This is a genomic window from Lentzea sp. NPDC058436 (assembly GCF_042721515.1).
GTDB lineage: Bacteria > Actinomycetota > Actinomycetes > Mycobacteriales > Pseudonocardiaceae > Lentzea.
The window spans coordinates 45,823-68,025 of record NZ_JBHXLF010000032.1; the positions used below are offsets into that span (position 1 = coordinate 45,823).

Here is a 22,203-nt window from a genome sequence, read left to right on the forward strand (position 1 = left end):
CGTGGCCGTCCCGAAGCGGAAGATGTCGCGTTCGAACACCCGTGCGCGCCGTTCCCAGTGGAAGACGTCTGCCGTGCACCTGGTGGCGTGCAGCAACAAGGCTTGCCGCCAGCCGAAGCCGCAGCACGTCGCCTGCCCGGCCTGTGGTCAGTACGCTGGCCGCCAGGTCGCTCAGCCGGCCTGATCTCCTCGCCGACGTAGTGGGGGGAAAGCCGCCGCGCGCACCGCAAGCGGACCGCGCGGACCTGCTCGAAGCGCTCGGCGTCCACCTGGACGCCGAGCTGCTCGCGCTGTCGCTCACCCACAGGTCTTACGCGTACGAGAACGGCGGCTTGCCGCCGAACGAGCGTCTCGAGTTCCTGGGAGACGCGGTTCTCGGGCTGGTCGTCACCGACCACCTCTACCGCACTCATCCCGATCTTCCCGAAGGTCAGCTCGCGAAGCTCCGCGCCAGCGTGGTGAACATGCACGCACTCGCGGGCGTAGCGCGTGACCTGGGCAAGGGCGGGCTGGGTGCACACCTGTTGCTCGGTCGTGGCGAAGAGCTGACCGGCGGCAGGGACAAGGCGAGCATTCTCGCCGACGGTCTCGAGGCCGTCATCGGTGCGGTGTACCTGCAGTTCGGTATCGATACCGCACGAACGTTCGTTCACCGGCTGTTCGATCCGCTCTTGGCCAAAGCTCCGCTTTTGGGTGCTGGACTGGACTGGAAGACAAGCCTGCAGGAGCTCACCGCTCAAGCCAGCCTCGGCGTCCCGGAGTACCGCGTGGACGACCAGGGGCCGGACCACCGCAAGGAGTTCACCGCAACGGTGCTCGTCGGTGGCCAGCCTTACGGCAAGGGTGATGGGCGCACCAAGAAGGAAGCCGAGCAGAAAGCCGCCGAAGCGGCTTATCATGTTCTGTCGGAACGGGTCAAGGCCGAGCAGGAGCCGGTCGGGACCAGGAACGGACAGAATGGCGCCTCGGTGACGCCAGGGACCGCCCCAACCGAGGAAGACTGAGACACGCGATGTATGCGACCAGGAACCGCACGAACCGCCGCACCCGCACCGTCCGCGGGCCGGTGAACACCTCCCGCAGCGGAGGCATCCAGGGACTTGTGCTGGTCAGGGACACGAGCCGCGCGGGGGTATGGGTGCTCAAGCCCACCAAGCCGCAGGCCGCCGTGATCGAGGCGCAGCCCGTCGACGAGGGCAAGTCCGAAGCCTGACGTGCCCGAACTACCAGAGGTCGAGGTAGTACGCCTCGGCCTTGAAGCCCACGTCGCCGGCAGGGTCATCTCCTCCGTAGAGGTGCTGCACCCACGCGCCATCCGCCGGCACGACCTGGGCTCCCAGGACTTCTGCGCGCGCCTGGCAGGCCAGCCCATGGCCGCCGCCAGGCGCCGCGGCAAGTACCTCTGGGTGGAACTGGCCGACAAGGCCGCCATGCTCGCCCACCTGGGCATGAGCGGCCAAATGCTAGTCCAACCCTCGTCGGCCCCCGACGAGAAACACCTGCGTGTCCGCTTCACCTTCGCGGACGGCGGCCCAGAACTCCGTTTCGTGGACCAACGCACCTTCGGCGGCCTGGCCCTGGCCGAACTGGTGGAGGTCGACGGAACCCTGGTCCCCGACTCGGTAGCGCACATCGCGCGCGACCCGATGGACCCTCTCTTCTCCCGTGATGCTGCCGTGCGCGCGTTGCGCCTGCGTCACACGGAGATCAAGCGCGCGCTGCTCGACCAGACCCTCGTCTCCGGCATCGGCAACATCTACGCCGACGAGGCCCTCTGGCGCGCGAAGCTCCACGGCACCCGCATGACCGACAAGCTCGCCAAGGCCAAGGCCGCCGAGCTGCTGGACCACGCTTCGGACGTGATGAGCGAGGCCCTCGGTCAGGGCGGGACGTCGTTCGACGCGCTCTACGTGAACATCAACGGCCAGTCGGGGTACTTCGACCGCTCGCTGAACGCCTACGGGCAGGAGAACCGGCCCTGCAAGCGGTGTGGGGCGGCGCTGATCCGCGAGCCGTTCATGAACCGCTCCTCGTACTCGTGCCCGCGCTGCCAGCCACGCCCGAGGTTCTGACCTCCGCGACGGAGTGAGCGGCGTCGGCCGATGGCTGACGCGCCAAGCGGGTGGGTGTGAAGCGATCCGCCCTCGTCGTCAGCGGTGTCAACCCGCGAAACAAGACACACGCAACGCCCCACTTCGGGCGAACGTCCTCCTGACGTGCCCAAACTCCACCTCACGCCTCGCCTGACCTAACGCATTAGACAGTACTGCGCACTGCGTAGTAGTGTTCACAGCGCAACAGTGCCGACCTTCTGGAAGAGGGAGGTCGGTTCGGTGTCCGAAATGAGCTTCGCTGATTTCGGACACCAAACCGGGTCGGAGGGGGCCATGGACACCAGTCAACTGCTCAAAGGGGTGCTGGACCTGGCCGTCCTGGCGGTTCTCCGCAAGGACGACGGGTACGGGTACGACGTGGTGCGCAGACTGCGCGCCGGGGGACTGAACGACGTGGGCGACGCGTCGGTGTACGGCACGCTGCGGCGGCTCTACAACGCGGGGATGCTGACCTCGTACGTGGTGCCGAGTGAAGAGGGGCCGCACCGCAAGTACTACAGCATCAACGAGACCGGGCGGGCGCGCCTGGCTGAGTCGAGGGAGACGTGGAGGTCGTTCGCCAGCACGCTGGACGGCCTGCTCGAGGAGGTCGCAGCATGAACACGCAAGCGCTCGGTGTCGAGCACTACCTGGCGGGAATGCGTGCCGCTCTCGACGACCTGCCGCCCAACGAGGTCGCCGAGATCATGGAGGACGTCGAGGCGCACGTCGCCGAGCTGTCCACGGAGCTCGGTGAGGGCGAGACTCTCGAACAGCGGCTCGGGTCGCCTGAGCAGTACGCGCAGGAGCTTCGTCAGGCGGCGGGGTATCCGTCGCGGACCGAGCGGTTGCCGGTCACGACGAAGCAGCAGTGGCTGACCAGGCCTCGGGCTGCCGCGTGGGGGCTGGTCGCGGCGACCGGTGTGACGTTGCTGGCGGGTGCCGCGGCGCTCAGGGAGCCGGCGGTGCTGTTGCTGCCTGCCGTGATCCTGGTGCTCAGCCTCGCGCTGGTGCACGATCGCGGGCCGGTTCAGCAGGAGATCATGAACCTGCCGGAGACCCATCGGCTCAAGAAGTGGCTGACGCCGGAGCAGGGGACGCCGGCGGAGCGCGCGCTGACCTACCTCAAGTCGTTGCAGCCCGCGTGGTGGCTGGTGCGGGCCGGTCTGCTCGGGCTCGGGGCGGTGTTGCTCGCCAGCCGTGACCTGCTCGGGTTCCTGGCGGTGGCCGCGATCGCGGTGCTCTCGGTGTTCGCCGGGCCGCGCGCCAAGGTCGACCGGCGGTGGCTGTGGTTCAGCCTGCCTGCCTCGGCGCTGGCGGTGGGGCTGCTGTTCCAGGTCATCGACGTGACGGCGAACCAGCTCGCGTACAACACGTCGCGGTCGTCGTACCAGCCGCCGGTCATGGAGACGTACGACAACATCTACGCGTACGACGAGAACGGCAAGCTGCTCACGAACGTGCTGCTGTACGACCAGAACGGTCAGCCGATCAACGCGCCGCGGAGCTACAACAGCTGCGACGAGCCTGGTAACGGTCCTGAGCCGGTCATTCCCGCTAACCGCTATCCGCGGCCGCAGGTCGACTACGAAAACGGAACCTGTTACACAGTGACACCAAGTGTGACCGCTCCGTCATCGACTTCATCAACGCCCAGTACGGCACCGCCGAGTTCTGGAAGCGCGACTCCGAGCTCGGTGCCACCGACTTCTGTGTCACCGAGCAAGTAAATCTTGGAGCGGGACCCGTCGGGGGTCCCGCTCCTACTTGTTCTCCTGCGGTTCGGCCAGGTGGCGCAAAACCGGCATGGCCGAGCGCAGGTGTTCTCTGTCTTCTGGGGAAAGCTCGGACATTCTTTCACTCAATAGTTCGGCTTCCCCGTGAGCCAGCGACGCGATCGTCTCGCGGCCGACTTCGGTGAGCACTACTATGGTCGCCCTGCCGTCCGCGGCATCCGGCTCTCGACGGACGAGCCCGGTGGACTCCAGGCTGGTCACGACGGTTGTGGCGGTCGGCTGTGAGCACAGCGCGCGCACCGCGATCTCGCCGATCCGCATCGGGCCGTGGGTGCTCAGTTCTGACAGCACCAATAACTGGGTGGGTTGCAAACGGCGGGCCGGAGCGGCCTGCCGAAGACTTCGCACCAGCCGGTGCACGGCCACCACGAGTTGAAGTGCCTCGTGGTTGGTGACGGTGGTGGGCATCGTTTCTCCGCGCGCATGTGATTGTCCGAATTCGGACACGAACCCTGGCACTTTCCCTCATTCACGCTCTGCGCGCTATCCGCCACTTGCCGATAACCCATTCGGCCGTTGTGGTGACGCGGGGCGTCACGGGGCGCGTCCAGCACTCTTAAATGTGCAGGTAAACAGCGTAAAAAGCACGGTGAAGCTCACTCGAACGGTCGTCGCGCTGAAGCATGATTCAACAAGACAGATCCGCTGTCAGAACTGTGGGAAGGCGCACTCGTTTAGCCGTGTGGCGCAGCGCATACGGCCGAACGGTCCACGTGGGGCCGGTGCAGACTGGTCCGGTGAGTCCGAAACCCAGACGTGGTGAGCTCCGAATCCACCTCGGAGCGGCTCCCGGTGTCGGAAAAACGTTCGCCATGCTCAGCGAGGCGCACCGGAGGCGGGAACGCGGCACGGACGTCGTCGTCGGATTCGTGGAGAGCCACGGCCGGGCGAAGACCGCCGATCTTGTCGAAGGCCTGGAAGTCGTGGCGCGCAGGCACTTCACGCACCGCGGCGTCGAACTGTCCGAGATGGACGTTGACGCCGTGCTGGCCCGTGCGCCGCAGGTCGCCGTCGTCGACGAACTCGCGCACACGAACGCGCCGGGATCGCGCAATGCGAAGAGGTGGCAGGACGTCGAGGAACTCCTCGAAGCCGGGATCGACGTGCTCTCGACGGTGAACATTCAACATCTTGAATCACTCAACGACGTCGTTCAGCGCATAACGGGCGTGCCGCAGAAGGAAACGGTGCCGGACGAGGTCGTGCGCAAAGCCGAGCAGACGCAGCTCGTCGACCTCACACCGGAAGCGTTGCGGCGGAGGCTCGCGCACGGCGACGTCTACGCGGCGAACAAGATCGACGCCGCGCTCGGCAACTACTTCCGCGTCGGAAACCTCACCGCGTTGCGCGAACTCGCGTTGCTGTGGGTCGCTGATCAAGTCGACGTGGCGTTGATGCGCTATCGGACCGAACAGCAGATCACCGACACGTGGGAGACGCGCGAACGTGTGGTCGTCGCCATCACCGGTGGTGCGGAAAGCGAGACTCTCATCCGTCGCGCGCGTCGCATCGCCACGCGCGCGGGTGGCGACCTTCTCGTCGTGCACGTGCTTCGTGGCGATGGGCTCGCGGGAGCGGATCCGCACGCACTGCAGAAGTACCGCACGCTCGCCGAAGACGTCGGTGCCACGTTCCACACCGTTGTCGGCGATGAGGTGCCAACGGCGCTGCTGGAGTTCTCTCGCGGCGTGAATGCCACACAGCTCGTGGTCGGCACCTCGCGCCGTTCACGGTTCGCGCGCGTGTTCTCGACAGGTATCGGCTCCACGGTCGTGCAGGAGTCCGGCGCGATCGACGTCCACATGGTCACGCACCCGGCGACGACTGCCGGGTGGCGTGCGCGGTTCGCGGGCAGCCCGTTGAAGCCGAGCAGGCTCGCGTGGGGCTGGTTCCTCGCGGTCGCCGGGCCCGCGCTCGTCACCGCCGCCGGCGTCTCGCTGCGCAGCGGCCTGAACTTCTCCACGAACGTCACCGGCTACCTGCTGGTCACGCTGGTCGTGGCGATGGTCGGTGGGGTCGGACCCGCCATCGCCGCCGCGCTGATCAACGCGCTGCTGCTGAACTTCTTCTTCACCGAGCCCGTCTACACGTTCACCATCAACGCGCAGCAGAACGTGCTCACCTTCTTCGCGATGATCATCGTGGGCGTGTCCACCGCCTTGGTGGTGGACTACGCCGCTCGCCGTGCGGCCCAGGCGGCGCGCGCTCGCACCGAGGCCACGCTCCTCGCGTCGTACGCGCGCACCGTGCTGACGAACCCGCAACCGCTCGCACGGCTGTTGGAGAAGGTGAAGGAGAACTTCGGCCTCACGTCCGTAGCGCTGCTGGAACGCGTCGACGGCGTCTGGGAACGGGTTGCGTGCGCCGGCATCGGTCCGTGCGACGAGCCCGACGACGCGGACGTCGACATAGCCGTGACACCGGAGGTGCACCTGGCGCTGCGCGGGCGTTCGTTGCCCGCGTCCGACCGCCGCGTCCTGGAGGCGGCCGCGGGGCAGGCGTTGCTCGCGCTGAGGCAGCAACGCATGGCCGAGCAGGCCCTCGAAGCCCAGCGCCAGGCCTCCCGCACCGAGCTGCGCACCGCTCTGCTGAGCGCCGTCGGCCACGACCTCCGCACGCCGCTGACCTCGATCAAGGCGTCCGTGGGCTCGTTGCGCGACCCGGAGCTGACGCTGTCCGGCGAGGACACCGCCGAGCTACTGGAGGCCGTCGAGGAGTCGGCGGACCGGCTCGCCGGCCTCATCGACAACCTGCTCGACTCGTCCCGCCTCGCCACCGGCGCCGTCGAACCGCAGTTCGGCGCCGTCGACTACTACGAGGCCGTCGCGCGAGCGTTGGTGGGCCAGACCGGCGACATCGAGGTCGACGTCCCGGAGGCGCTCCCACCCGTGCGCGCTGACGTGGGCCTGCTGGAACGGGTGATCGCGAACGTCGTGGGCAACGCACTGCGCTACGCGGGCGCCGTGGCGTTGCGCGCGTCCGCCCACGGCTCCGAGGTGGAGCTGCGCGTCGTGGACCACGGCCGAGGCCTGCCCGCCGGCACCGCGGAGCAGGTCTTCGCCCCGTTCCAGCGCCTCGGCGACCGCACGCCGGGTGGCGTTGGTCTCGGTCTGAGCGTGGCGAAGGGGTTCACCGAGGCGATGGGAGGCACGATCACCATGGAGGACACACCCGGTGGCGGTCTCACCGTGGTGATCTCACTCCCCGCAGATGAGAGGGTCGCGTGACAAAAGTACTGGTGGTCGACGACGAGCCGCAGATCGTGCGCGCCCTGCGGATCAACCTCTCGGCGCGGGGCTACGAGGTGCTCACCGCCGAGGACGGCGCGACGGCTCTGCGGCTGGCCGCCGACGGCAAGCCGGACGTCGTGGTTCTCGACCTCGGCCTACCCGACATGGACGGCACCGACGTCATCGCGGGCCTGCGAGGCTGGACGACCATGCCGATCATCGTCCTGTCCGCCCGCACCGACTCGACCGACAAGGTCGACGCCCTCGACGCCGGCGCCGACGACTACGTGACGAAACCATTCGGCATGGATGAACTCCTGGCCCGCCTGCGCGCCGCCGTCCGCCGCTCCGCCGTCGCCGGTCCCGAGGACGAGCCGATCGTGACGACCGCCTCGTTCACCGTCGACCTGGCGGCGAAGCGCGTGCAGAAGGACGGTGCCGAGGTGCACCTCACGCCGACCGAGTGGGGCCTGCTGGAGGTGCTGGCGCGCAACGCGGGGAAGCTCGTCGGGCAGAAGCGGCTGCTGCGCGACGTGTGGGGGCCCGCGTACGAGAAGGAGACGCACTACCTGCGGGTGTACCTGGCGCAGCTGCGGCGGAAGCTGGAACCGGAGCCCGCGCGGCCGCGGCACCTGCTGACGGAGCCCGGCATGGGGTACCGGTTCGAGCCGTGACGGACGCGCCTGTGCCGTTCGGCCCGCGAGTCCGAGCACGACCGGTGGGAGCTCTACCAGGCCGTGCTCGGCTCGCTGGACGTCGTGCACGCGGCGTTGGCGCACGAACCGGACACGGCGCTGCGGACGTCCGTGCTGCTGCTGGTGCTCGAACGCGTCGATGACCACGCACGGTGGCTTGAGCTGGCGCCTGACGACACGCACGCCCGACGCCGCAGCCGGGAGATCGGACTGTTGCGGCGGGCGGAGCACCTGACGCAGGGGGAGATCGACCTGCCTGCCTGGTCGGACTGGCTGCAGCTGAGGCTGGCGGAGGTGCCCTCACCCGAGTTGCTCACCGCGCTGGCCGACGGAGGTCGGACCAAGCGGATCCGGCGGCTCGCCGCAGCCACCCTCGCCCGGAACTAGGGCTTCGGGTCCGGCGGAGGCGTGCTCGACGACGTGGACGGCGTCGGTTCGGGCGTGGACGACGACGAAGAAGTGGACGACGAGGTCGACGACGGCGGCTCCGTGTGGGGCGGCGGCGTGCTGTGCGTCTCGGTCTTCGTCGGCTTCGCCGGGTCGGTCGTGAGCTGCGGCTGGTCAGGCGTGCCCGGCTTCGGCTGGTCCTGCTGGGGCGCGGCCTGCCTGCGGTCCTGGGCGGACGCCGGCTTCTGCGTGCCCGCGCTGGAGGACACGGTGACGACGACGGTGCTGGTGCTGCCGTCCGGCGCGACGCTCGTGATGGTCTGCACGACGTCTGCCGCCGTGCGTTCCGGGGCTGCCTCGCGGCCCGACGCGGCGAGCATGGACGCCACGGTGGCGAACAGGGTCGCCACGACCACGCCGCCCGCAGCCAGCATCACTGCCGTGCCCCTGCGCTTCTTCGGCTGGGCCGGCTCGGTCGGTGACTGCGGATGATCTTCCTCGAACACACCCATCTCCTCGTGGGAAACCCGGTCGGATGGTCTTGCGTTCGAGTTATCGGCGGAAACGAACCAACGCCTCAGTCCCGCCACACCTTCGTGTAGCAGTGCGTCACAGGGCGGTGACCGGCGTAACCCTACGGCGTCGTCGTCGTTGTCGTCGGGTCCGTCGTCGAGGTGGTGGTCGACGTCGTCGTGGTCGTCGTGGCCTTAGTTGTGGTGGTCGTCGTCGAGGTCGACGTGTTCGCGGGCGGCGGGTCGTCGGTCGTGACCGTGGTCGTCGTGCCGTCCGGACGCGTGATGGTCGTGACGCGCGTCTGCTTCTTCGTCGTCGTGGTGGTCGCGGAGGTCGTGGTCTCCGAGGCCGACGAGGTCTGCTCGACGGACGAGGTCGGGGCGGACGTCGGCACGACGCTCAGCGCGTCGCGCACGGCCTCCTTGCGCGGGGGCTGGGTCGCCGGTGCCTCGTTCGCGGAGTCCGAGCCCGCGGCGAGTGAGGCGACGGCGGCGAAGACGGTCGCCAGCACGACGCCTGAAGCGGCTAGGACGACCTGCGGTGCACCTCGGAAGAAGCGCGAGCGCGAGTCCGGTTCCGGGCTCTCGTACACGAAGTTTCCCCTGCTCGAAACGGTCAGCGGCCGAAGTTCTGGGTCCAGTAGTTGCCGCGGGTGTCCAGTCCCACGCCCATCGTGGTGAAGCTGCAGTTCTCGATGTTCTCGCGGTGGCCGGTGCTCTCCATCCAGCCCTTCACGACGGCCTGGGCGTTGGCGTAGCCCTTCGCGATGTTCTCGCCGCCGGGCCTCGGGTAGCCGGCTTCCTTCATGCGGACGTCGAACGTCCTGCCGTCCTGCGAGGTGTGCGAGAAGTAGTTCTTGTTCGCCATGTCCGTGCTGTGGGCCTGCGCGGCGGTCGTGACGCGGTCGTCGATCACGAGGGCCTTGCATCCTGCTGCGGCACGGGCGTCGTTCACGAGCGCGAGCACGGCCTGTTCCGGCGTCTGACCGGCGGGCGGAGGCGTCTGCACGGGCGGCTTCGGCGCTTCGGGGGGCGTCGTCGTGGTGGTCGGCGCGGCGGACGAAGAAGATGAGGAGGGCGGCGCCTCGGTCGTCGTGGTGGTGGGAGCGGTGGAGGACGACGAGGAGGCGACGGGGCTGCCTGCCTCGGTGTTCTGGACGGTCGGCCGCCCGTTGGGGGCCGCGGCGTTGCCCGTGCCGAACTGGTTGGCCGCGTCGGCGCTCTCCTGCTGCGCGGCATTGGTGAAGCTGATGCCGAGAGGGGAGGTACCGGTGAAGGCGAGGCCGCCGATTCCGGTTGCACCGATCAGCAGGCCGAGTAAGAGGCTGCGGGCACTCACGGGTCGGGACCGTACCACTAATGGGTGACAACCCCTGAGTGCGTCGTTCGTCACCTGGTGTGACTGCGGGACCATTCGGAGGTGGACGTACGACTGAACGCGTGGGTGCGGGGCCGGGTGCAGGGTGTCGGTTTCCGCTGGTGGACGAGGGCCCGAGCACTGGAGCTGGGCCTGGTCGGGAGTGCTTCGAACCGGCCTGACGGACGGGTCGAGGTTGTCGCCGAGGGTGCGCGGGAGAAGTGTGAACAACTGCTGAATGCTCTCCGTTCGGGTGACACCCCCGGACATGTCGAATCGGTCGGTGAGCAGTGGTCGGACGCCAGGGGTGACCTGACCGGTTTCATCGAGCGCTGAACCGTTCTCGCGGAGATGGCGTAGAGGGGATCGTGGACTCCTCGGAAGACGTCCTCATCCAGCTGTACGAACGCTGGAGGGGCCCGCTGCTGCACTACGTGCTGCGGCTGGTCGACGGTGACTACCAGCAGGCGGAGGACGTCGTGCAGGAGACCTTGCTCCGCGCGTGGCGGCACCACGAGGAGCTGAAACCGGACGACGCGGCGCCGTGGCTCTACACGGTCGCGAAGAACCTGGTGATCTCCGGGTACCGCCGCCGCAACGCACGCGCGACCGAGGTGCCGCTCGAACCGGTGGACCTGCCGCCGGTCAGCGACCAGGTCGAACACGTGCTGCAGACGTGGCAGATCGCGTCGGCGCTGAGGGCGCTCACGCCAGAGCACCGGACGGTCGTCATCGAGCTGTACTACCGCCGCCGCACGGTCGCGGAGGCCGCCAAGACGCTCGGCATCCCGCCGGGCACCGTCAAGTCGCGCTGCTTCTACGCGCTGAGGGCGCTGCGCGACGCACTGGAGGAGAGAGGGGTGACCGGGGCGTGAGCTGCCAGCACACCGTCGACGTCGGCGCCTACCTCTTCGGCTCGCTCGACCTCGAAGAACGAGCCGCGTTCGAACGCCACCTCGGCACCTGCGAGACCTGCCAGGCCGAGATGCTGCGCCTGGCCCCGCTGCCGGGCCTGCTCGGCCGCCTGACCGCGGAGGACGTCGAGAACCTCGACGAGATGCCGGAGTGCCCGCCGAAGCCGAACCGCCAGCGCCGCGTGGCACTGGTCTGCGCCGCCGTCCTGGTGGCGTTCGCGCTGGCGGGCGGGATCCTGTTCCTCCAGCCCCCGCCCGCGCCGACGTGGGCGGCCAAGGACCCCGGCACCGGTGTGGACGGTGAGGTCTCGATGGTCTCGAAGTCCTGGGGCACGGAGATGTGGTTCAAGCTCGGCGACGTCAAACCGGGCGCGCGCTGCAAGGTCATCGTGTTCGATCGGCAGGGTCAGCGCGAGGTCGGCGGCTGGTGGGGCTCCGACCACGGCCCTGACGAGCGCATTCCCGGTTCCACGTCGTTCAGGGTCGACCAGATCGATCGTCTGGAGGTGTCGGACGAGAGCGGGCTGCTGGTTACTCTCCGTCCCTAGACGCGCAGGTCAAGGCCCGCCTCCCGCATCGTCCGCAAGCGTTTGGGTACTCTGCCCGGCGTGCATCTCAAGAGCCTGACGCTGAAGGGCTTCAAGTCCTTCGCCTCGGCTACCACGCTGCGCTTCGAGCCCGGCATCACCTGTGTGGTCGGCCCCAACGGGTCCGGCAAGTCCAACGTGCTCGACGCACTGCGCTGGGTGATGGGCACGCAGGGTGCCAAGGACCTGCGCGGCGGCAAGATGGAGGACGTCATCTTCGCCGGCACGTCCGGCCGCGCGCCCCTGGGCCGCGCCGAGGTGACGCTGACGATCGACAACGCCGACGGCGTGCTGCCGATCGAGTACACCGAGGTGTCGATCACCCGCCGCATGTTCCGCGAGGGCGCCACCGAGTACGAGATCAACGGCAACTCGTGCCGCCTGATGGACATCCAGGAGCTGCTCTCGGACTCCGGCATCGGCCGCGAGATGCACGTGATCGTCGGTCAGGGCCAGCTCGCCGCCATCCTGGAGTCCAAACCGGAGGAACGGCGCGCGTTCATCGAAGAGGCCGCCGGCGTCCTGAAGCACCGCAAGCGCAAGGAAAAGGCGCTGCGCAAGCTGGAGGCGATGCAGGCCAACCTGACGCGCCTCACCGACCTCACCGCCGAGTTGCGCCGCCAGCTCAAGCCGCTGGGCAAGCAGGCCGAGATCGCCCGCCGCGCCCAGGTCGTCCAGTCCGAGCTGCGGGACAGCAAGCTGCGCCTGCTCGCCGACGACCTGGTGACGCAGCGCGAGGCCATCGCGCAGGAGGAGCACGACGAGGCGAAGGCCCGCGTGCGCCGCGCCGAGGTCGAGAAGTCGTTGCAGGCCGCGCAGTACCAGCAGAACGAGCTGGAGGAGCGGGTCGCCGCCGACTCGCCGAAGCTGCAGGCCGCGCAGGACACCTGGTACCGGCTGTCCGCTTTGGAGGAACGGCTCCGCGGCACCGTCCGCCTCGCCGCCGAACGCGCCCGGCACCTGTCCGACGTCGTGGACGCGCCTTCGAGGGGCCGCGACCCGGACGACCTCGACCGCGAGGCCGAGGAGACCGCCGAGATGGAGCTGGAGCTCCAGGAGGGCGTCACCGAGGCCCGCATCGCGCTCGCGGAGGCCGTGGAGACGCGCGCCGAGCTGGAGCGCATGGTCTCGCAGGCGGAGAAGGCGCACATCGCCGCCGTCCGCGCGATCGCCGACCGCCGGGAGGGCCTCGCGCGCCTGTCCGGTCAGGTGGAAGCGTTGCGCAGCAAGACGAACGCCACCGCCGAGGAGATCGAACGCCTCTCCGTCACGGTGGCGGAGGCCTCCGAACGCGTCGAGTTCGCGTCGATCGAGCTGGCCGAGGCGCAGGCGGTCACCGGCTACGAGGACGAGGGCGACAACGACCTCGACGAACGCCACCGGCACGCCGTGCAGTCCAACGACGCGGCACGCCAGCGCGTCGAGGAACTCGTGAAGGCCGAGCGCACCGCGGAACGCGACATCGCGTCGTGGCGCGCCCGTGTCGACGCTCTCTCGCTGGGCCTCACGCGCAAGGACGGTGCGGGCGCGCTGCTCGCGTCGGACGTGCCGGGCCTGCTGGGATCCGTCGCCGCGCTGCTGACCGTCGAACCGGGCTTCGAGGTGGCGCTGGCCGCCGCGCTCGGCCCGATCGCCGACGCGGTCGCGGTGTCGTCCGGTGACGGCGCGCTCGCCGCCCTGAAGCTGTTGAAGGAGAAGGACGCCGGACGCGCGGGCGTGCTGATCGGCTCGTACGGGTCCACTGTGGACACGTCGCAGTGGGGCTACCTGCCGCACGGCGCGCGTTGGGCGATCGACGTCGTGCACGCACCGGAAGCGTTGCGTCCGGCTCTCGCCCGCGCGCTCGACCGCCTCGCGGTCGTGGAGGACCTGGATTCCGCGGCCCGGTTCAGCGGCCGCGCGGTCACCCGCGAGGGCGACCTCTTCGGCACGGACTGGGCGGTCGGCGGTTCGGGAGCCCAGGGCCAGAGCGTCATCGAGGTGCAGGCCGCCGTCGACGAGGCGCAGGAGCAGCTCGCGACCGCGGAACGGGCGCTGGAGCACGCGACCGCGGCACTGGAGGGCGCCCGCGCCGAGCAGCAGGCCCGCCGCAAGGTGCTGGACGCGGTCAAGGAGGCCGTGCAGGAGGCCAAGGTCCGCCAGGCCCGCTCCGGCGAGCGCCTGAACCGGATGGCCGCGGCGGTGCGGTCGGCGGAGGCCGAGGTCAGCCGCATCAGCGAGCAGCGCGCCAAGGTCGAGCGCTCGCGCGAGGAAGCCCTGATGAAGCTGGGCGAGCTCGAAGAGCGGCTGCTGATGGCCGAGGAAGAGCAGACGCTGGAGGACGAGCCCGACACCGAGCAGCGCGACGCGTTGTCCGCGGAGCTGGCTCAGGCGCGTCAGGGCGAGATGGACGCGCGTCTGGTGCAGCGCACGGCCGAAGAGCGCGCTCGGGCCGTGCAGGGCAAGGCAGAGGGCCTGCGTCGTGCCGCACGCGCTGAGCGTGAGGCCCGCGAACGCCACGCCCGCGCCACGGCACACCGTGCGCGCGGTGCCGTCGTCGCCAAGGCCGTCGCCAAGGGCGGTGAGCAGGCGCTGGAACGCATCGAGATCTCGCTGTCCCGCGCCGCCCGTGAACGCGACCAAGCCCAGGAACGCCGCCAGCAGCACGAGCTCCTGCTGACCCAGGTGCGCAACGTCGTGCGGGAGATGTCCGGCGAGCTGGAGAAGCTCGTCGACGCCGTGCACCGCGACGAGGTCCTGCGCGCCGAGCAGCGCATGCGCATCGAGCAGCTGGAGACCAAGATCGCCGAGGACTTCGGCATCGGTCTCGACGACCTGACCAACGAGTACGGCCCGGACGTCATGGTGCCCGCGTCGGCCGCCGAGCTGCACGAGTACCAGGCGGCCAAGGAACGCGGCGAGCAGGTCTCCGAGCCGCAGCCGATGCCGTACGACCGCGACACCCAGGCCCGCAGGGCCAAGCGCGCCGAACGCGACCTCTCGTTGCTGGGCAAGGTGAACCCGCTCGCGCTGGAGGAGTTCGCGGCGCTGGAGGAGCGCTACAAGTTCCTGTCCACGCAGCTGGAGGACATCAAGGACACCCGCCGCGACCTGCTCACCGTCGTGAAGGAGGTCGACGACAAGATCCTCGAGGTCTTCACGCTGGCCTACGAGGACGTGGCGCGCGAGTTCGAGGTCGTCTTCAAGGTCCTGTTCCCCGGCGGCGAGGGTCGCCTGGTGCTGACCGAGCCCGACGACATGCTGACCACCGGCATCGAGCTGGAGGCCCGTCCGCCCGGCAAGAAGGTCAAGCGCCTGTCGCTGCTCTCCGGCGGCGAGAAGTCGCTGGCCGCGGTCGCGATGCTGGTCGCGATCTTCCGCGCCCGCCCCTCACCGTTCTACGTGATGGACGAGGTCGAGGCCGCGCTGGACGACACGAACCTGCACCGGCTGATCGGCCTGTTCCAGCAGCTGCGGGACCGCTCGCAGCTGCTGATCATCACCCACCAGAAGCCGACCATGGAGATCGCGGACGCGCTGTACGGCGTCTCGATGCGCGGTGACGGCATCTCGCAGGTGATCTCGCAGCGCCTGCGCTCGCCCGCCGACGCGCCCGCGAGCGTGGCGGAAGAACCCGCTCAGCCCGCGGAGCCGGCACCGGCAGACGTACCGGAAGCAGAGGCCTAAGCCGCTCAGCGCCCGCGGGCGTCCAGTGCGGCGGCCTCTTCCGGCGTCGGCGCGGTGCCACCGAGGTGCGTGGGCGCCCACCAGGCGTCCTGCTCGTTCGGGTAGCCGGCCTGTGCGGTGTCCAGCAGGTCCTGCAGCCGCTTGCGCAGCAGGCCGTCACCGGAGTCGCCGGGGGAGGCCTCGAACGGCTCGCCGATGAGGATCGTGATCGGCACGTGCCGCTGCGTCAGGTTCTTGGGACGGCCCTTGGTCCACAGGCGCTGGGTGCCCCACAGCGCGACGGGGATGATCGGAACGCCGGCCTCGTGCGCCAGGCGGTTCGCGCCGGACTTGATGTCCTTGACCGTGAACGACCGGCTGATCGTGGCCTCGGGGAAGATCCCGACGACCTCGCCGGTGCGGAGCGCGGACAGGGCCTGCTGGTAGGAGGCCTGGCCCGCGCTCCGGTCGACGGGGATGTGGTGCATGCCTCGCATGAGCGGGCCTGCGATCTTGTTGGCGAAGATCTCGTGCTTCGCCATGAACCGCGTGAGGCGCCCCGAGAGATGCGCGCCGTAGCCCGCGAAGATGAAGTCGAGGTAGCTGACGTGGTTCGACGCCAGCACCGCGGCACCCGTGCGCGGGACGTGGTGCGCCCCCTCCACGGTGATCCGCAGGTCGAGCACCTTGAACATGGTCTTCGCTGCGGCGATCACCGGGGGATATACGCGATCCGACATGCTTCCGAACGGTAGCCGGAAAGCTACTGGCCGGTAGCGGCCCCTTCGTGTTCTCGCATGACCTTGGGCACGCCCGCCAGGTCCTCGTCGTTGCACAACAACTTGAGGTCGTAGTACGGGTTGCCGTGGGTGTCGTCGTAGTCGAGATGGACCGCGATCACGTCCACGGGTTCGCCCAGCCAGTCCTGGGTCTGCCGCAACCAGGCGGCAGCGCGTTCCAGAGCTGACGGAAGATCATCGTCTCGGAATTCGACCGGCCGGTAGGGAACTCCCTGGACACCGTCCCGGTTGTTCGCCGGCAAGGGCAGGTCGACGGCCACCCCGGATTCGTTGAGATCGAGTTGGATCGTTTCCTCACTCACTGTAGAAGAGTCCCCCACCCTCACCTGCCCTGCAAGCCCGAATCTGGTGGTTTCGCCTGCGACGTCGGTGTCCGCGCGGTGGCATACCAGCGCCGCGGAGTGCGCCGATGTGAGTGATGTCTCGCGCGTCAGGACGAGCGCTTCAGGAACGCGATGTCGCGCTTGACCTTCGTGATCCGGTCGTGCGTGGGCAGGAGCACCCGCGACAGTGCCGTGTGGAGCTGCTCCAGCTCCGCCGCGGCGCCCTCGGAGTCACCCGCCTGGTACCGCAGGTTGGCGAGCAGTTGCCGGGACTCCAGGAGGTCTGCGTGCTCGGGACCGAGGACGCGGGCCTGGTCGCGCAGCAGGCGCTCGCAGACGTCGATGGCCTTCGTGACCTGCTTCGCCGTGCCCAGCACGCGGGCGAGGTTCAGCCGGACGGCGAGGGTCCGCGGGTCGTCCGCGCCCACCGTTCGCGCGTAGTCCTTGGCGAGGGTCCCGAACTCGGCGGCGGCGCCCCTGAAGTCGCCCGCGTGGGCCTTGGCCTCTGCCTCGGAGGTGCGGACGGCCAGTTCTTCGGACGACATCCTCGTCATTTTACCGGTCGCCGCGTCCGTGACCTGGGACCGCCGAAAACTCCCTCGCTTCGAACGGCCGTGCGAAGGACCATTCCACTCATGTACGACATCCGTTTCGCCGAACCTGGCGACCTCGGCGCCACGATGGCGCTGCTGGTCCGGCTCCAGGCCGACAACGCGCACCACATCGGGTACCTCGGTGAGACAGTCGAAGAGCTCCGCGCGGAGCTCGGCGAGTTCGAGCCCAGCTGGGCGGACTGCACGGTGGTCGCGGTGGACGCCGACGACAACATCACCGGCATGCTCAGCGTGGAGGTCGACGCCGAGCTCGGCCGTGCGTGGCTGCACGGACCGTTCGTCGACGTACCGGTCAACCACCCGGCGGGCAGCCGCATCTGGGACCAGACCGCCGACGCCATGTTCCGGCGCGCCACCGAGCTCCTCACCGGCATCACCGATCTCGAGCTCTACGGGCACACCGCCCACCGGCGACTGGCGGCGTTCGCCGAACGGCACGCCTTCAGCGCCGGCAAGGCGAGCGCCATCCACATACTCGACAACGGGGATCTGCGCACGTTGCTGCTGAGGGACGCAAAGTGCCCCAGCGACCGCGAGATGCGCGTCCTCCCGACGGACGAGTTCGTGCACGAGGCCGTCGCCGTCCTGCACGAACGATGTTTCCCGCACACGTACCTGTCCGGAAAACAACTCGTCGAGTCCGAGCCCGCGAAACGCACGGTGGTCGTCGCCATGGACGGTCAACGCGTGCTCGGCTACGCCGCGGGCAAGGCCCAGCCCGAGGAGTACTACGTCGACTTCGTGGCCGTCGAACCCGACGTCCGAGGTCAGGGCGTGGGCACTGCTCTCATCACCGAACTGCTGTGGAAGCTCGCGGCGGACCACGGTGCACGACCGCAGGCCGCCGCGTCGATCTACGCGGGCAACGAGAGCTCGCAGAACATGTTCGCCCGCCTAGGATTCCGCCTTCACATCGAGCTCGTCTCGTACCGGCACACCGCGTGAATGCCTCAATGACAGCAACCCACCCACCAGCAAGGTGACCGCCACCCCCAGGGGCGTGTTCCACCACCCGGTCAGGGACTTCAGGTCCGCCGTGGCCTTCCCGAAGTAGATCGTCGGCGTGCTGCCGGCGAACTTGACCCCGAGGATCACGAAACCGACGACCAGCACCGTCGCCACGAACGCGATGATCGCGTCCGCCTGCGTGACGCGCTTGAAGATCAGGCCGAGGAGGAAGGCCCCGAGCAGCGCGCCGTAGGTGTAGCCGGCGATGCCCAGCGCCTGCACCACGATCGGATCCGCCGTGGTCGCGTTCGAGGAGGCGAACAGACCCGCGCAGACGATCAGCAGACCCGCCCACACCAGGGTCCAGATCCGGCCGTGGCGCAGGCGTTCGTCGTCGGTCATCGGGGTCTTGCGGATGCGTTCGTAGACGTCCGTGACGGTGCTGGAGGCCAAGGCGCCCAACGACGACGACAGGGCGGCCGCGAGGATGCCGGCGATCACGAAGCCGGACAGGCCGCTCGGCAGGTCGTTGACGATGAAGTGGGCGAAGAGCTCGTCCTTGTTGTTGAGCCCCAGGTCCTTGACCGGGTCGACGCCGGCGTAGAACGCCCACATCATCACGCCGATGAAGAGGAAGAACGCGAACTGCAGGAACACCACGAAACCGGAGGCGATCAACGCCTTCTGCGCCGACTTCACGTCCCGCGTGGCCATGAGCCGCTGCACGATCAGCTGGTCCGCGCCGTGCGAGGCCATCGACAGCAGCGCACCGCCGAAGAACGCCGCGACGAACGGGTAGGCGCCGGTCAGCGGTGAGCTCGTGAAGTCGAAGAGCTGGAACTTGTTCACGTCGGCGGCCTTGGCGAACCAGCCGTCCGGCAGCTGCCCCGCCAGCACCCAGATCACCACGATGCCGCCGAGGACGTACCAGAGCATCTGGATCGCGTCGACCCACACGACCGCACGCGCGCCGCCGAAGAAGCTGTAGAACACCATCGCGATGCCGAGCGCCACCACGATCGCCCAGTACGACGCGGTGATCCCGTACTCGGCGAGCACGATCTTGATCGGGATGGCCGTGGCGAAGAGCCGGATGCCGTCCGCGAGCAGGCGCGTGAAGAGGAACGTGACGGACGCCGTGGCGCGCATGCCGTTGCCGTACCGCTTGCCCAGGAACGCGTACGCCGTGACGAGGTCACCGGCGATGTAGCGCGGCAGCAGCACGAAGCTGACGATGATCCGGCCGACGATGTAGCCCAGCGCGAGCGTCAGGTACGTCATGCCGCCCTGCGCAGGGGTCGCCATGTAGGCGATCACCGGCACGCTCAGCACGGTGAGCGTCGACGTCTCCGCGGACACCACGGACAGGCAGACGACCCACCACGAGATGCGCTTCTCGCTGACGAAGTAGTCGGTGGACGACTTCTGCCTGCCGCCGATCGCCATGCCGATCAACGGCATGCCGACGAGGAACAGGGCGATGATCGCGAGGTCTAGTGCGCGCACTTCGGTTCCCCCACTTTCAGCTTGGTCACAGCGGTGGTGACGGGTTCCGGCAGCCTCAACGGCCCGCTGCCGGGCGTGATGCTGCCGAGCAACCGCGGGCCGGACGCGCCGGTCGCGGACGGCGTGTTGCCCGGAACCCCTTGCCACGTCAGGAATCCGAGCAGCGCGGCGAGGTAGGCCTCCTTGCCGTCGCGCGGCAGGCCCAGCGAGTCGCTGATCTTCAACGGGATGGGGTCGAGGGCCTTGGTGAGCGTGTCGACCAGCACCGGGTTGCGCATGCCGCCGCCGGACGCGACGACGGTGCTCGCGTCGTGCGCGCGGCAGGCGTCGGCGATGGTGCGGGCGGTGAGCTCGGCGAGCGTGCGGAGCATGTCCTCGGCCTGGACCGTCGGGAAGCCCTGGAGGTACTCGGCGTTGAAGAGCTCCTTGCCCGTCGACTTCGGCCAGGGCTTGGCGTAGTACGGGTCGGCGAGGAGCTTCTTGAGGACGTCTTCTCTCACCGTGCCCCTGCTGGCGAACTCGCCGTTGGTGTCCTGGCGGCGTTCGCCGTTCGACAGGACTTCCACGACGGCGTCCATCAACGCGTTGCCAGGGCCCGTGTCGTAGGCGATGGGCGCGCTTCCGCTCCTGACGACGGTGATGTTCGCGATGCCGCCGATGTTGAGCGCGACGGCGTTCTCGTCCATGCCGGCGAGCCACAAAGCGTCGAGCGTGCTGGCCAGCGGTGCCCCGTGGCCTCCGGCGGCGACGTCGCGCACCCTGAGGTCGGCGATCACCGGGACGCCGGTGCGTTCGGCGATCCAGGCGGGCTGGCCGAGCTGCAGCGTGCCCAGACACTCGCCGTCCTGCACCTCGTGGTGGACGGTCTGGCCGAGGGAGCTGATCAGGTCCGCCGGCAGGTATCCGGCGGCGACTTCACCGAAAGCCTGCCCGAGCGACGTGTCGAAGGCGCACACTTCGGCGAGGTCCCGCGGTTTCTCCAGCAGGTCCTTCGGGAAGGGGTGCTCGGCGCACTGCACCGGCACGAGCTCGACGACGTCGCCGTGGATCGACAGGTCGGCGACGGCGACGTCGATGCCGTCCATCGACGTGCCGGAAATCAGTCCGATCACCCTCACGACGTGTGGTCTATTCCACACCGTGGCAGGGCGCAAGAGCTTTGGTGAAATCTTCGCCTAATTGAGCAACAACTGGTTGATTGATCACATGCACGTCTGTGAAACCATGAGCCGGTGTCGACGTCCTCCCTTGTCCTGATCCTCGTCGTCGTGGCGGTCGTGCTGATCGCCGCGCTGGTGACCGGTGTGGTGCTGACGCGTCGCCGTCGCATCAGCCTGACCCAGAAGGAGGAGACGCCCCGCCCCGGCGGATACCAGGCGTCGTCCGGGATCTCGCTGACCCCGGCCGCGCCCGACGCCACCGAGGTCGAGGCGGTCGCGGTGGCCGAGGTCGCCCCCGTGCACCCCGTCGAGCATCCGGTGGCCGACCGGACCGAGGTGGACGGCCAGCCCGGCGTGGGCGACGACGCCTCCGTGCCGCGCGACTCGGTGAAGCGCGGCTTCGTCGAGGTCGACCTGCCTGTCGAGGCGTCCGAGGTCGAGGAGATCGAGCCGACGGCCGGCCGCCTGGAGCGGCTGCGCGGCAAGCTCTCGAAGTCGCGCAACGCGTTCGGGTCGTCGTTGCTCGGGTTGCTGGGCGCCGGCGACCTGGACGAGGACTCGTGGCAGGACGTCGAGGACACGCTGCTGATCGCGGACCTCGGCGCGGCCACGACCACCGAGATCGTGGACACCTTGAGGTCGAAGCTCGCCGGGTCTGGTGTGCGGTCCGAGGCGGATGCGCAGGTTTTGTTGCGGTCGGTTCTCGTGGATGCGCTTGGGCCTCGGATGGATCGGTCCTTGAAGGCTCTGCCGCACGGTGGCAAGCCCGCTGTGTTGCTGGTTGTTGGCGTTAACGGCGTTGGCAAGACGACTACGACCGGCAAGCTTGCGCGTGTTCTTGTCGCTGATGGGCGCACGGTGTTGCTTGGGGCTGCTGACACGTTCCGGGCCGCTGCTGCCGACCAGTTGGAGACTTGGGGCAAGCGGGTTGGTGCGGAGACCGTGCGTGGGCCTGAGGGTGGGGATCCGGCTTCTGTGGCCTTTGACGCTGTGAAGCGCGGGATGGATGCCGGTGTGGACACGGTGCTGATCGATACGGCTGGGCGGTTGCACACCAAGGTCGGGTTGATGGACGAGCTCGGCAAGGTCAAGCGGGTTGTGGAGAAGCAGGCCGTTGTTGATGAGGTTCTGCTGGTGTTGGACGCGACCACTGGGCAGAACGGGTTGACTCAGGCTCGGGTTTTTGCTGAGCAGGTTTCGATTACCGGGATTGTGCTGACCAAGCTGGATGGGACGGCCAAGGGTGGGATCGTGTTCCAGGTTCAGCGTGAGCTCGGGGTGCCGGTGAAGTTGGTCGGGCTTGGTGAAGGGGCTGATCACCTGGCTCCGTTCGAGCCTGGGGCGTTTGTGGACGCTTTGTTGGGCTGAGTTCGCCTGTTTTGTTGGTCGCTGCTTCTGCGGGTGGGTCGTTTTGCGTGCGGCCTGTTCCTGTTGCGTGCTTCCCCTGGGGCTCTGCCCCAGACCCCGGCAATCTGATCAGGGGGTAGCGCCGTGGGCAGGTTGATGGCACGCCTGTTGCGTAGAGCGGCTGCGCGTTGCGTATGAGGGTGCGTTGGCGGTGGGGTCCCATCACGAGCCGCACCAAGAGCGGGCCACACCTGAAGAGGGGTGTCAAGCGGACGAAAAGCGTGTCCGC

At 68.7% G+C, this 22,203-nt stretch carries 24 protein-coding genes; 16 read left to right on the plus strand and 8 right to left on the minus strand.

Features of this window, described 5'->3' with window-relative positions; translation table 11 throughout:
* Nucleotide 1: 1 nt before the first annotated feature.
* The 6 genes from rpmF (at nucleotide 2) to ACFWN2_RS44135 (ending at nucleotide 3,823) form a co-directional block, all read left to right on the plus strand.
* Nucleotides 2–184: a 50S ribosomal protein L32 gene (rpmF, locus tag ACFWN2_RS44110; RefSeq protein WP_030467958.1), complete on the plus strand. Its 183-nt coding sequence runs from the start codon at nucleotides 2–4 to the stop codon at nucleotides 182–184.
* Nucleotides 185–200: 16 nt separating this feature from the next.
* Nucleotides 201–1,004 (plus strand): ribonuclease III, encoded by an 804-nt coding sequence (rnc, locus tag ACFWN2_RS44115; RefSeq protein ID WP_382436691.1) that lies wholly within the window; start codon nucleotides 201–203, stop codon nucleotides 1,002–1,004.
* 8 nt (nucleotides 1,005–1,012) lie between these two features.
* A complete protein-coding gene (locus ACFWN2_RS44120) occupies nucleotides 1,013–1,213 on the plus strand; it encodes a hypothetical protein (RefSeq protein ID WP_030467960.1) in 201 nt (66 codons plus the stop codon).
* Nucleotide 1,214: 1 nt separating this feature from the next.
* Entirely contained in the window at nucleotides 1,215–2,072 is an 858-nt protein-coding gene (gene mutM, locus ACFWN2_RS44125; RefSeq protein WP_382436667.1) for a bifunctional DNA-formamidopyrimidine glycosylase/DNA-(apurinic or apyrimidinic site) lyase, read from the plus strand.
* Between the two features lie 315 nt (nucleotides 2,073–2,387).
* On the plus strand, nucleotides 2,388–2,714 hold the full coding sequence (locus ACFWN2_RS44130; protein WP_089954763.1) for a PadR family transcriptional regulator: 327 nt from the start codon (nucleotides 2,388–2,390) through the stop codon (nucleotides 2,712–2,714).
* On the plus strand, nucleotides 2,711–3,823 hold the full coding sequence (locus ACFWN2_RS44135; protein WP_382436668.1) for a DUF1700 domain-containing protein: 1,113 nt from the start codon (nucleotides 2,711–2,713) through the stop codon (nucleotides 3,821–3,823). The genes ACFWN2_RS44130 and ACFWN2_RS44135 overlap by 4 nt, the downstream gene beginning before the upstream one ends.
* A gap of 33 nt (nucleotides 3,824–3,856) precedes the next feature.
* Here the strand turns inward: ACFWN2_RS44135 and ACFWN2_RS44140 are convergent, their stop codons facing one another.
* Complete coding sequence (locus ACFWN2_RS44140; RefSeq protein WP_382436669.1) at nucleotides 3,857–4,297, minus strand: MarR family winged helix-turn-helix transcriptional regulator; 441 nt, start codon at nucleotides 4,295–4,297, stop codon at nucleotides 3,857–3,859.
* Nucleotides 4,298–4,626: 329 nt separating this feature from the next.
* On the opposite strand from ACFWN2_RS44140, the gene ACFWN2_RS44145 reads away from it, so the two are divergent.
* From ACFWN2_RS44145 to ACFWN2_RS44160, 4 genes are all read left to right on the plus strand, one after another.
* The gene (locus tag ACFWN2_RS44145; protein WP_382436670.1) at nucleotides 4,627–7,116 is read left to right on the plus strand and encodes a DUF4118 domain-containing protein; all 2,490 of its coding nucleotides are present in this window, start codon (nucleotides 4,627–4,629) and stop codon (nucleotides 7,114–7,116) included.
* Entirely contained in the window at nucleotides 7,113–7,793 is a 681-nt protein-coding gene (locus ACFWN2_RS44150) for a response regulator (protein ID WP_382436671.1), read from the plus strand. Before ACFWN2_RS44145 ends, ACFWN2_RS44150 begins: the two co-directional genes overlap by 4 nt.
* A 63-nt stretch (nucleotides 7,794–7,856) precedes the next feature.
* A complete protein-coding gene (locus ACFWN2_RS44155; RefSeq protein ID WP_382436673.1) occupies nucleotides 7,857–8,201 on the plus strand; it encodes a hypothetical protein in 345 nt (114 codons plus the stop codon).
* A gap of 21 nt (nucleotides 8,202–8,222) precedes the next feature.
* Nucleotides 8,223–8,693: a hypothetical protein gene (locus tag ACFWN2_RS44160; protein ID WP_382436674.1), complete on the plus strand. Its 471-nt coding sequence runs from the start codon at nucleotides 8,223–8,225 to the stop codon at nucleotides 8,691–8,693.
* Nucleotides 8,694–8,835: 142 nt separating this feature from the next.
* Here ACFWN2_RS44160 and ACFWN2_RS44165 read toward each other — a convergent pair whose 3' ends face one another.
* Complete coding sequence (locus ACFWN2_RS44165; RefSeq protein ID WP_382436675.1) at nucleotides 8,836–9,306, minus strand: hypothetical protein; 471 nt, start codon at nucleotides 9,304–9,306, stop codon at nucleotides 8,836–8,838.
* A 23-nt stretch (nucleotides 9,307–9,329) separates the two neighbouring features.
* Nucleotides 9,330–10,052 carry a CAP domain-containing protein gene (locus tag ACFWN2_RS44170; protein ID WP_382436676.1) on the minus strand — a complete coding sequence of 241 codons (723 nt, stop codon included), beginning with the start codon at nucleotides 10,050–10,052 and terminating at the stop codon, nucleotides 9,330–9,332.
* A gap of 81 nt (nucleotides 10,053–10,133) precedes the next feature.
* On the opposite strand from ACFWN2_RS44170, the gene ACFWN2_RS44175 reads away from it, so the two are divergent.
* The 4 genes from ACFWN2_RS44175 to smc are packed head-to-tail and all read left to right on the plus strand — an operon-like array spanning nucleotide 10,134 to nucleotide 15,237.
* Nucleotides 10,134–10,406, plus strand: coding sequence for an acylphosphatase (locus ACFWN2_RS44175; protein ID WP_382436677.1), 273 nt, complete (start codon nucleotides 10,134–10,136; stop codon nucleotides 10,404–10,406).
* A gap of 32 nt (nucleotides 10,407–10,438) precedes the next feature.
* A complete protein-coding gene (locus ACFWN2_RS44180) occupies nucleotides 10,439–10,945 on the plus strand; it encodes a sigma-70 family RNA polymerase sigma factor (protein WP_382436679.1) in 507 nt (168 codons plus the stop codon).
* Nucleotides 10,942–11,532 carry an anti-sigma factor family protein gene (locus tag ACFWN2_RS44185; protein WP_382436680.1) on the plus strand — a complete coding sequence of 197 codons (591 nt, stop codon included), beginning with the start codon at nucleotides 10,942–10,944 and terminating at the stop codon, nucleotides 11,530–11,532. Before ACFWN2_RS44180 ends, ACFWN2_RS44185 begins: the two co-directional genes overlap by 4 nt.
* A gap of 60 nt (nucleotides 11,533–11,592) precedes the next feature.
* Complete coding sequence (smc, locus tag ACFWN2_RS44190) at nucleotides 11,593–15,237, plus strand: chromosome segregation protein SMC (protein ID WP_382436681.1); 3,645 nt, start codon at nucleotides 11,593–11,595, stop codon at nucleotides 15,235–15,237.
* A gap of 5 nt (nucleotides 15,238–15,242) precedes the next feature.
* Here smc and ACFWN2_RS44195 read toward each other — a convergent pair whose 3' ends face one another.
* From ACFWN2_RS44195 to ACFWN2_RS44205, 3 genes are all read right to left on the minus strand, one after another.
* A complete protein-coding gene (locus ACFWN2_RS44195) occupies nucleotides 15,243–15,956 on the minus strand; it encodes a lysophospholipid acyltransferase family protein (RefSeq protein ID WP_382436682.1) in 714 nt (237 codons plus the stop codon).
* A 23-nt stretch (nucleotides 15,957–15,979) separates the two neighbouring features.
* The gene (locus tag ACFWN2_RS44200) at nucleotides 15,980–16,318 is read right to left on the minus strand and encodes a hypothetical protein (protein ID WP_382436683.1); all 339 of its coding nucleotides are present in this window, start codon (nucleotides 16,316–16,318) and stop codon (nucleotides 15,980–15,982) included.
* A gap of 128 nt (nucleotides 16,319–16,446) precedes the next feature.
* Nucleotides 16,447–16,884 carry a tetratricopeptide repeat protein gene (locus ACFWN2_RS44205; RefSeq protein ID WP_382436684.1) on the minus strand — a complete coding sequence of 146 codons (438 nt, stop codon included), beginning with the start codon at nucleotides 16,882–16,884 and terminating at the stop codon, nucleotides 16,447–16,449.
* Nucleotides 16,885–16,974: 90 nt separating this feature from the next.
* On the opposite strand from ACFWN2_RS44205, the gene ACFWN2_RS44210 reads away from it, so the two are divergent.
* The gene (locus ACFWN2_RS44210; RefSeq protein WP_382436685.1) at nucleotides 16,975–17,898 is read left to right on the plus strand and encodes a GNAT family N-acetyltransferase; all 924 of its coding nucleotides are present in this window, start codon (nucleotides 16,975–16,977) and stop codon (nucleotides 17,896–17,898) included.
* On the opposite strand, the gene ACFWN2_RS44215 is transcribed toward ACFWN2_RS44210, so the two are convergent.
* Nucleotides 17,848–19,407 carry a sodium:solute symporter gene (locus ACFWN2_RS44215; RefSeq protein WP_382436686.1) on the minus strand — a complete coding sequence of 520 codons (1,560 nt, stop codon included), beginning with the start codon at nucleotides 19,405–19,407 and terminating at the stop codon, nucleotides 17,848–17,850. The two genes, ACFWN2_RS44210 and ACFWN2_RS44215, sit on opposite strands and share 51 nt — an antisense overlap.
* Nucleotides 19,395–20,519 (minus strand): anhydro-N-acetylmuramic acid kinase, encoded by a 1,125-nt coding sequence (locus tag ACFWN2_RS44220; RefSeq protein ID WP_382436692.1) that lies wholly within the window; start codon nucleotides 20,517–20,519, stop codon nucleotides 19,395–19,397. The genes ACFWN2_RS44215 and ACFWN2_RS44220 overlap by 13 nt, the downstream gene beginning before the upstream one ends.
* A 120-nt stretch (nucleotides 20,520–20,639) precedes the next feature.
* On the opposite strand from ACFWN2_RS44220, the gene ftsY reads away from it, so the two are divergent.
* Nucleotides 20,640–21,935, plus strand: a complete 1,296-nt coding sequence (gene ftsY / locus ACFWN2_RS44225) for a signal recognition particle-docking protein FtsY (protein WP_382436687.1) — start codon at nucleotides 20,640–20,642, stop codon at nucleotides 21,933–21,935.
* Nucleotides 21,936–22,203 lie beyond the last annotated feature (268 nt).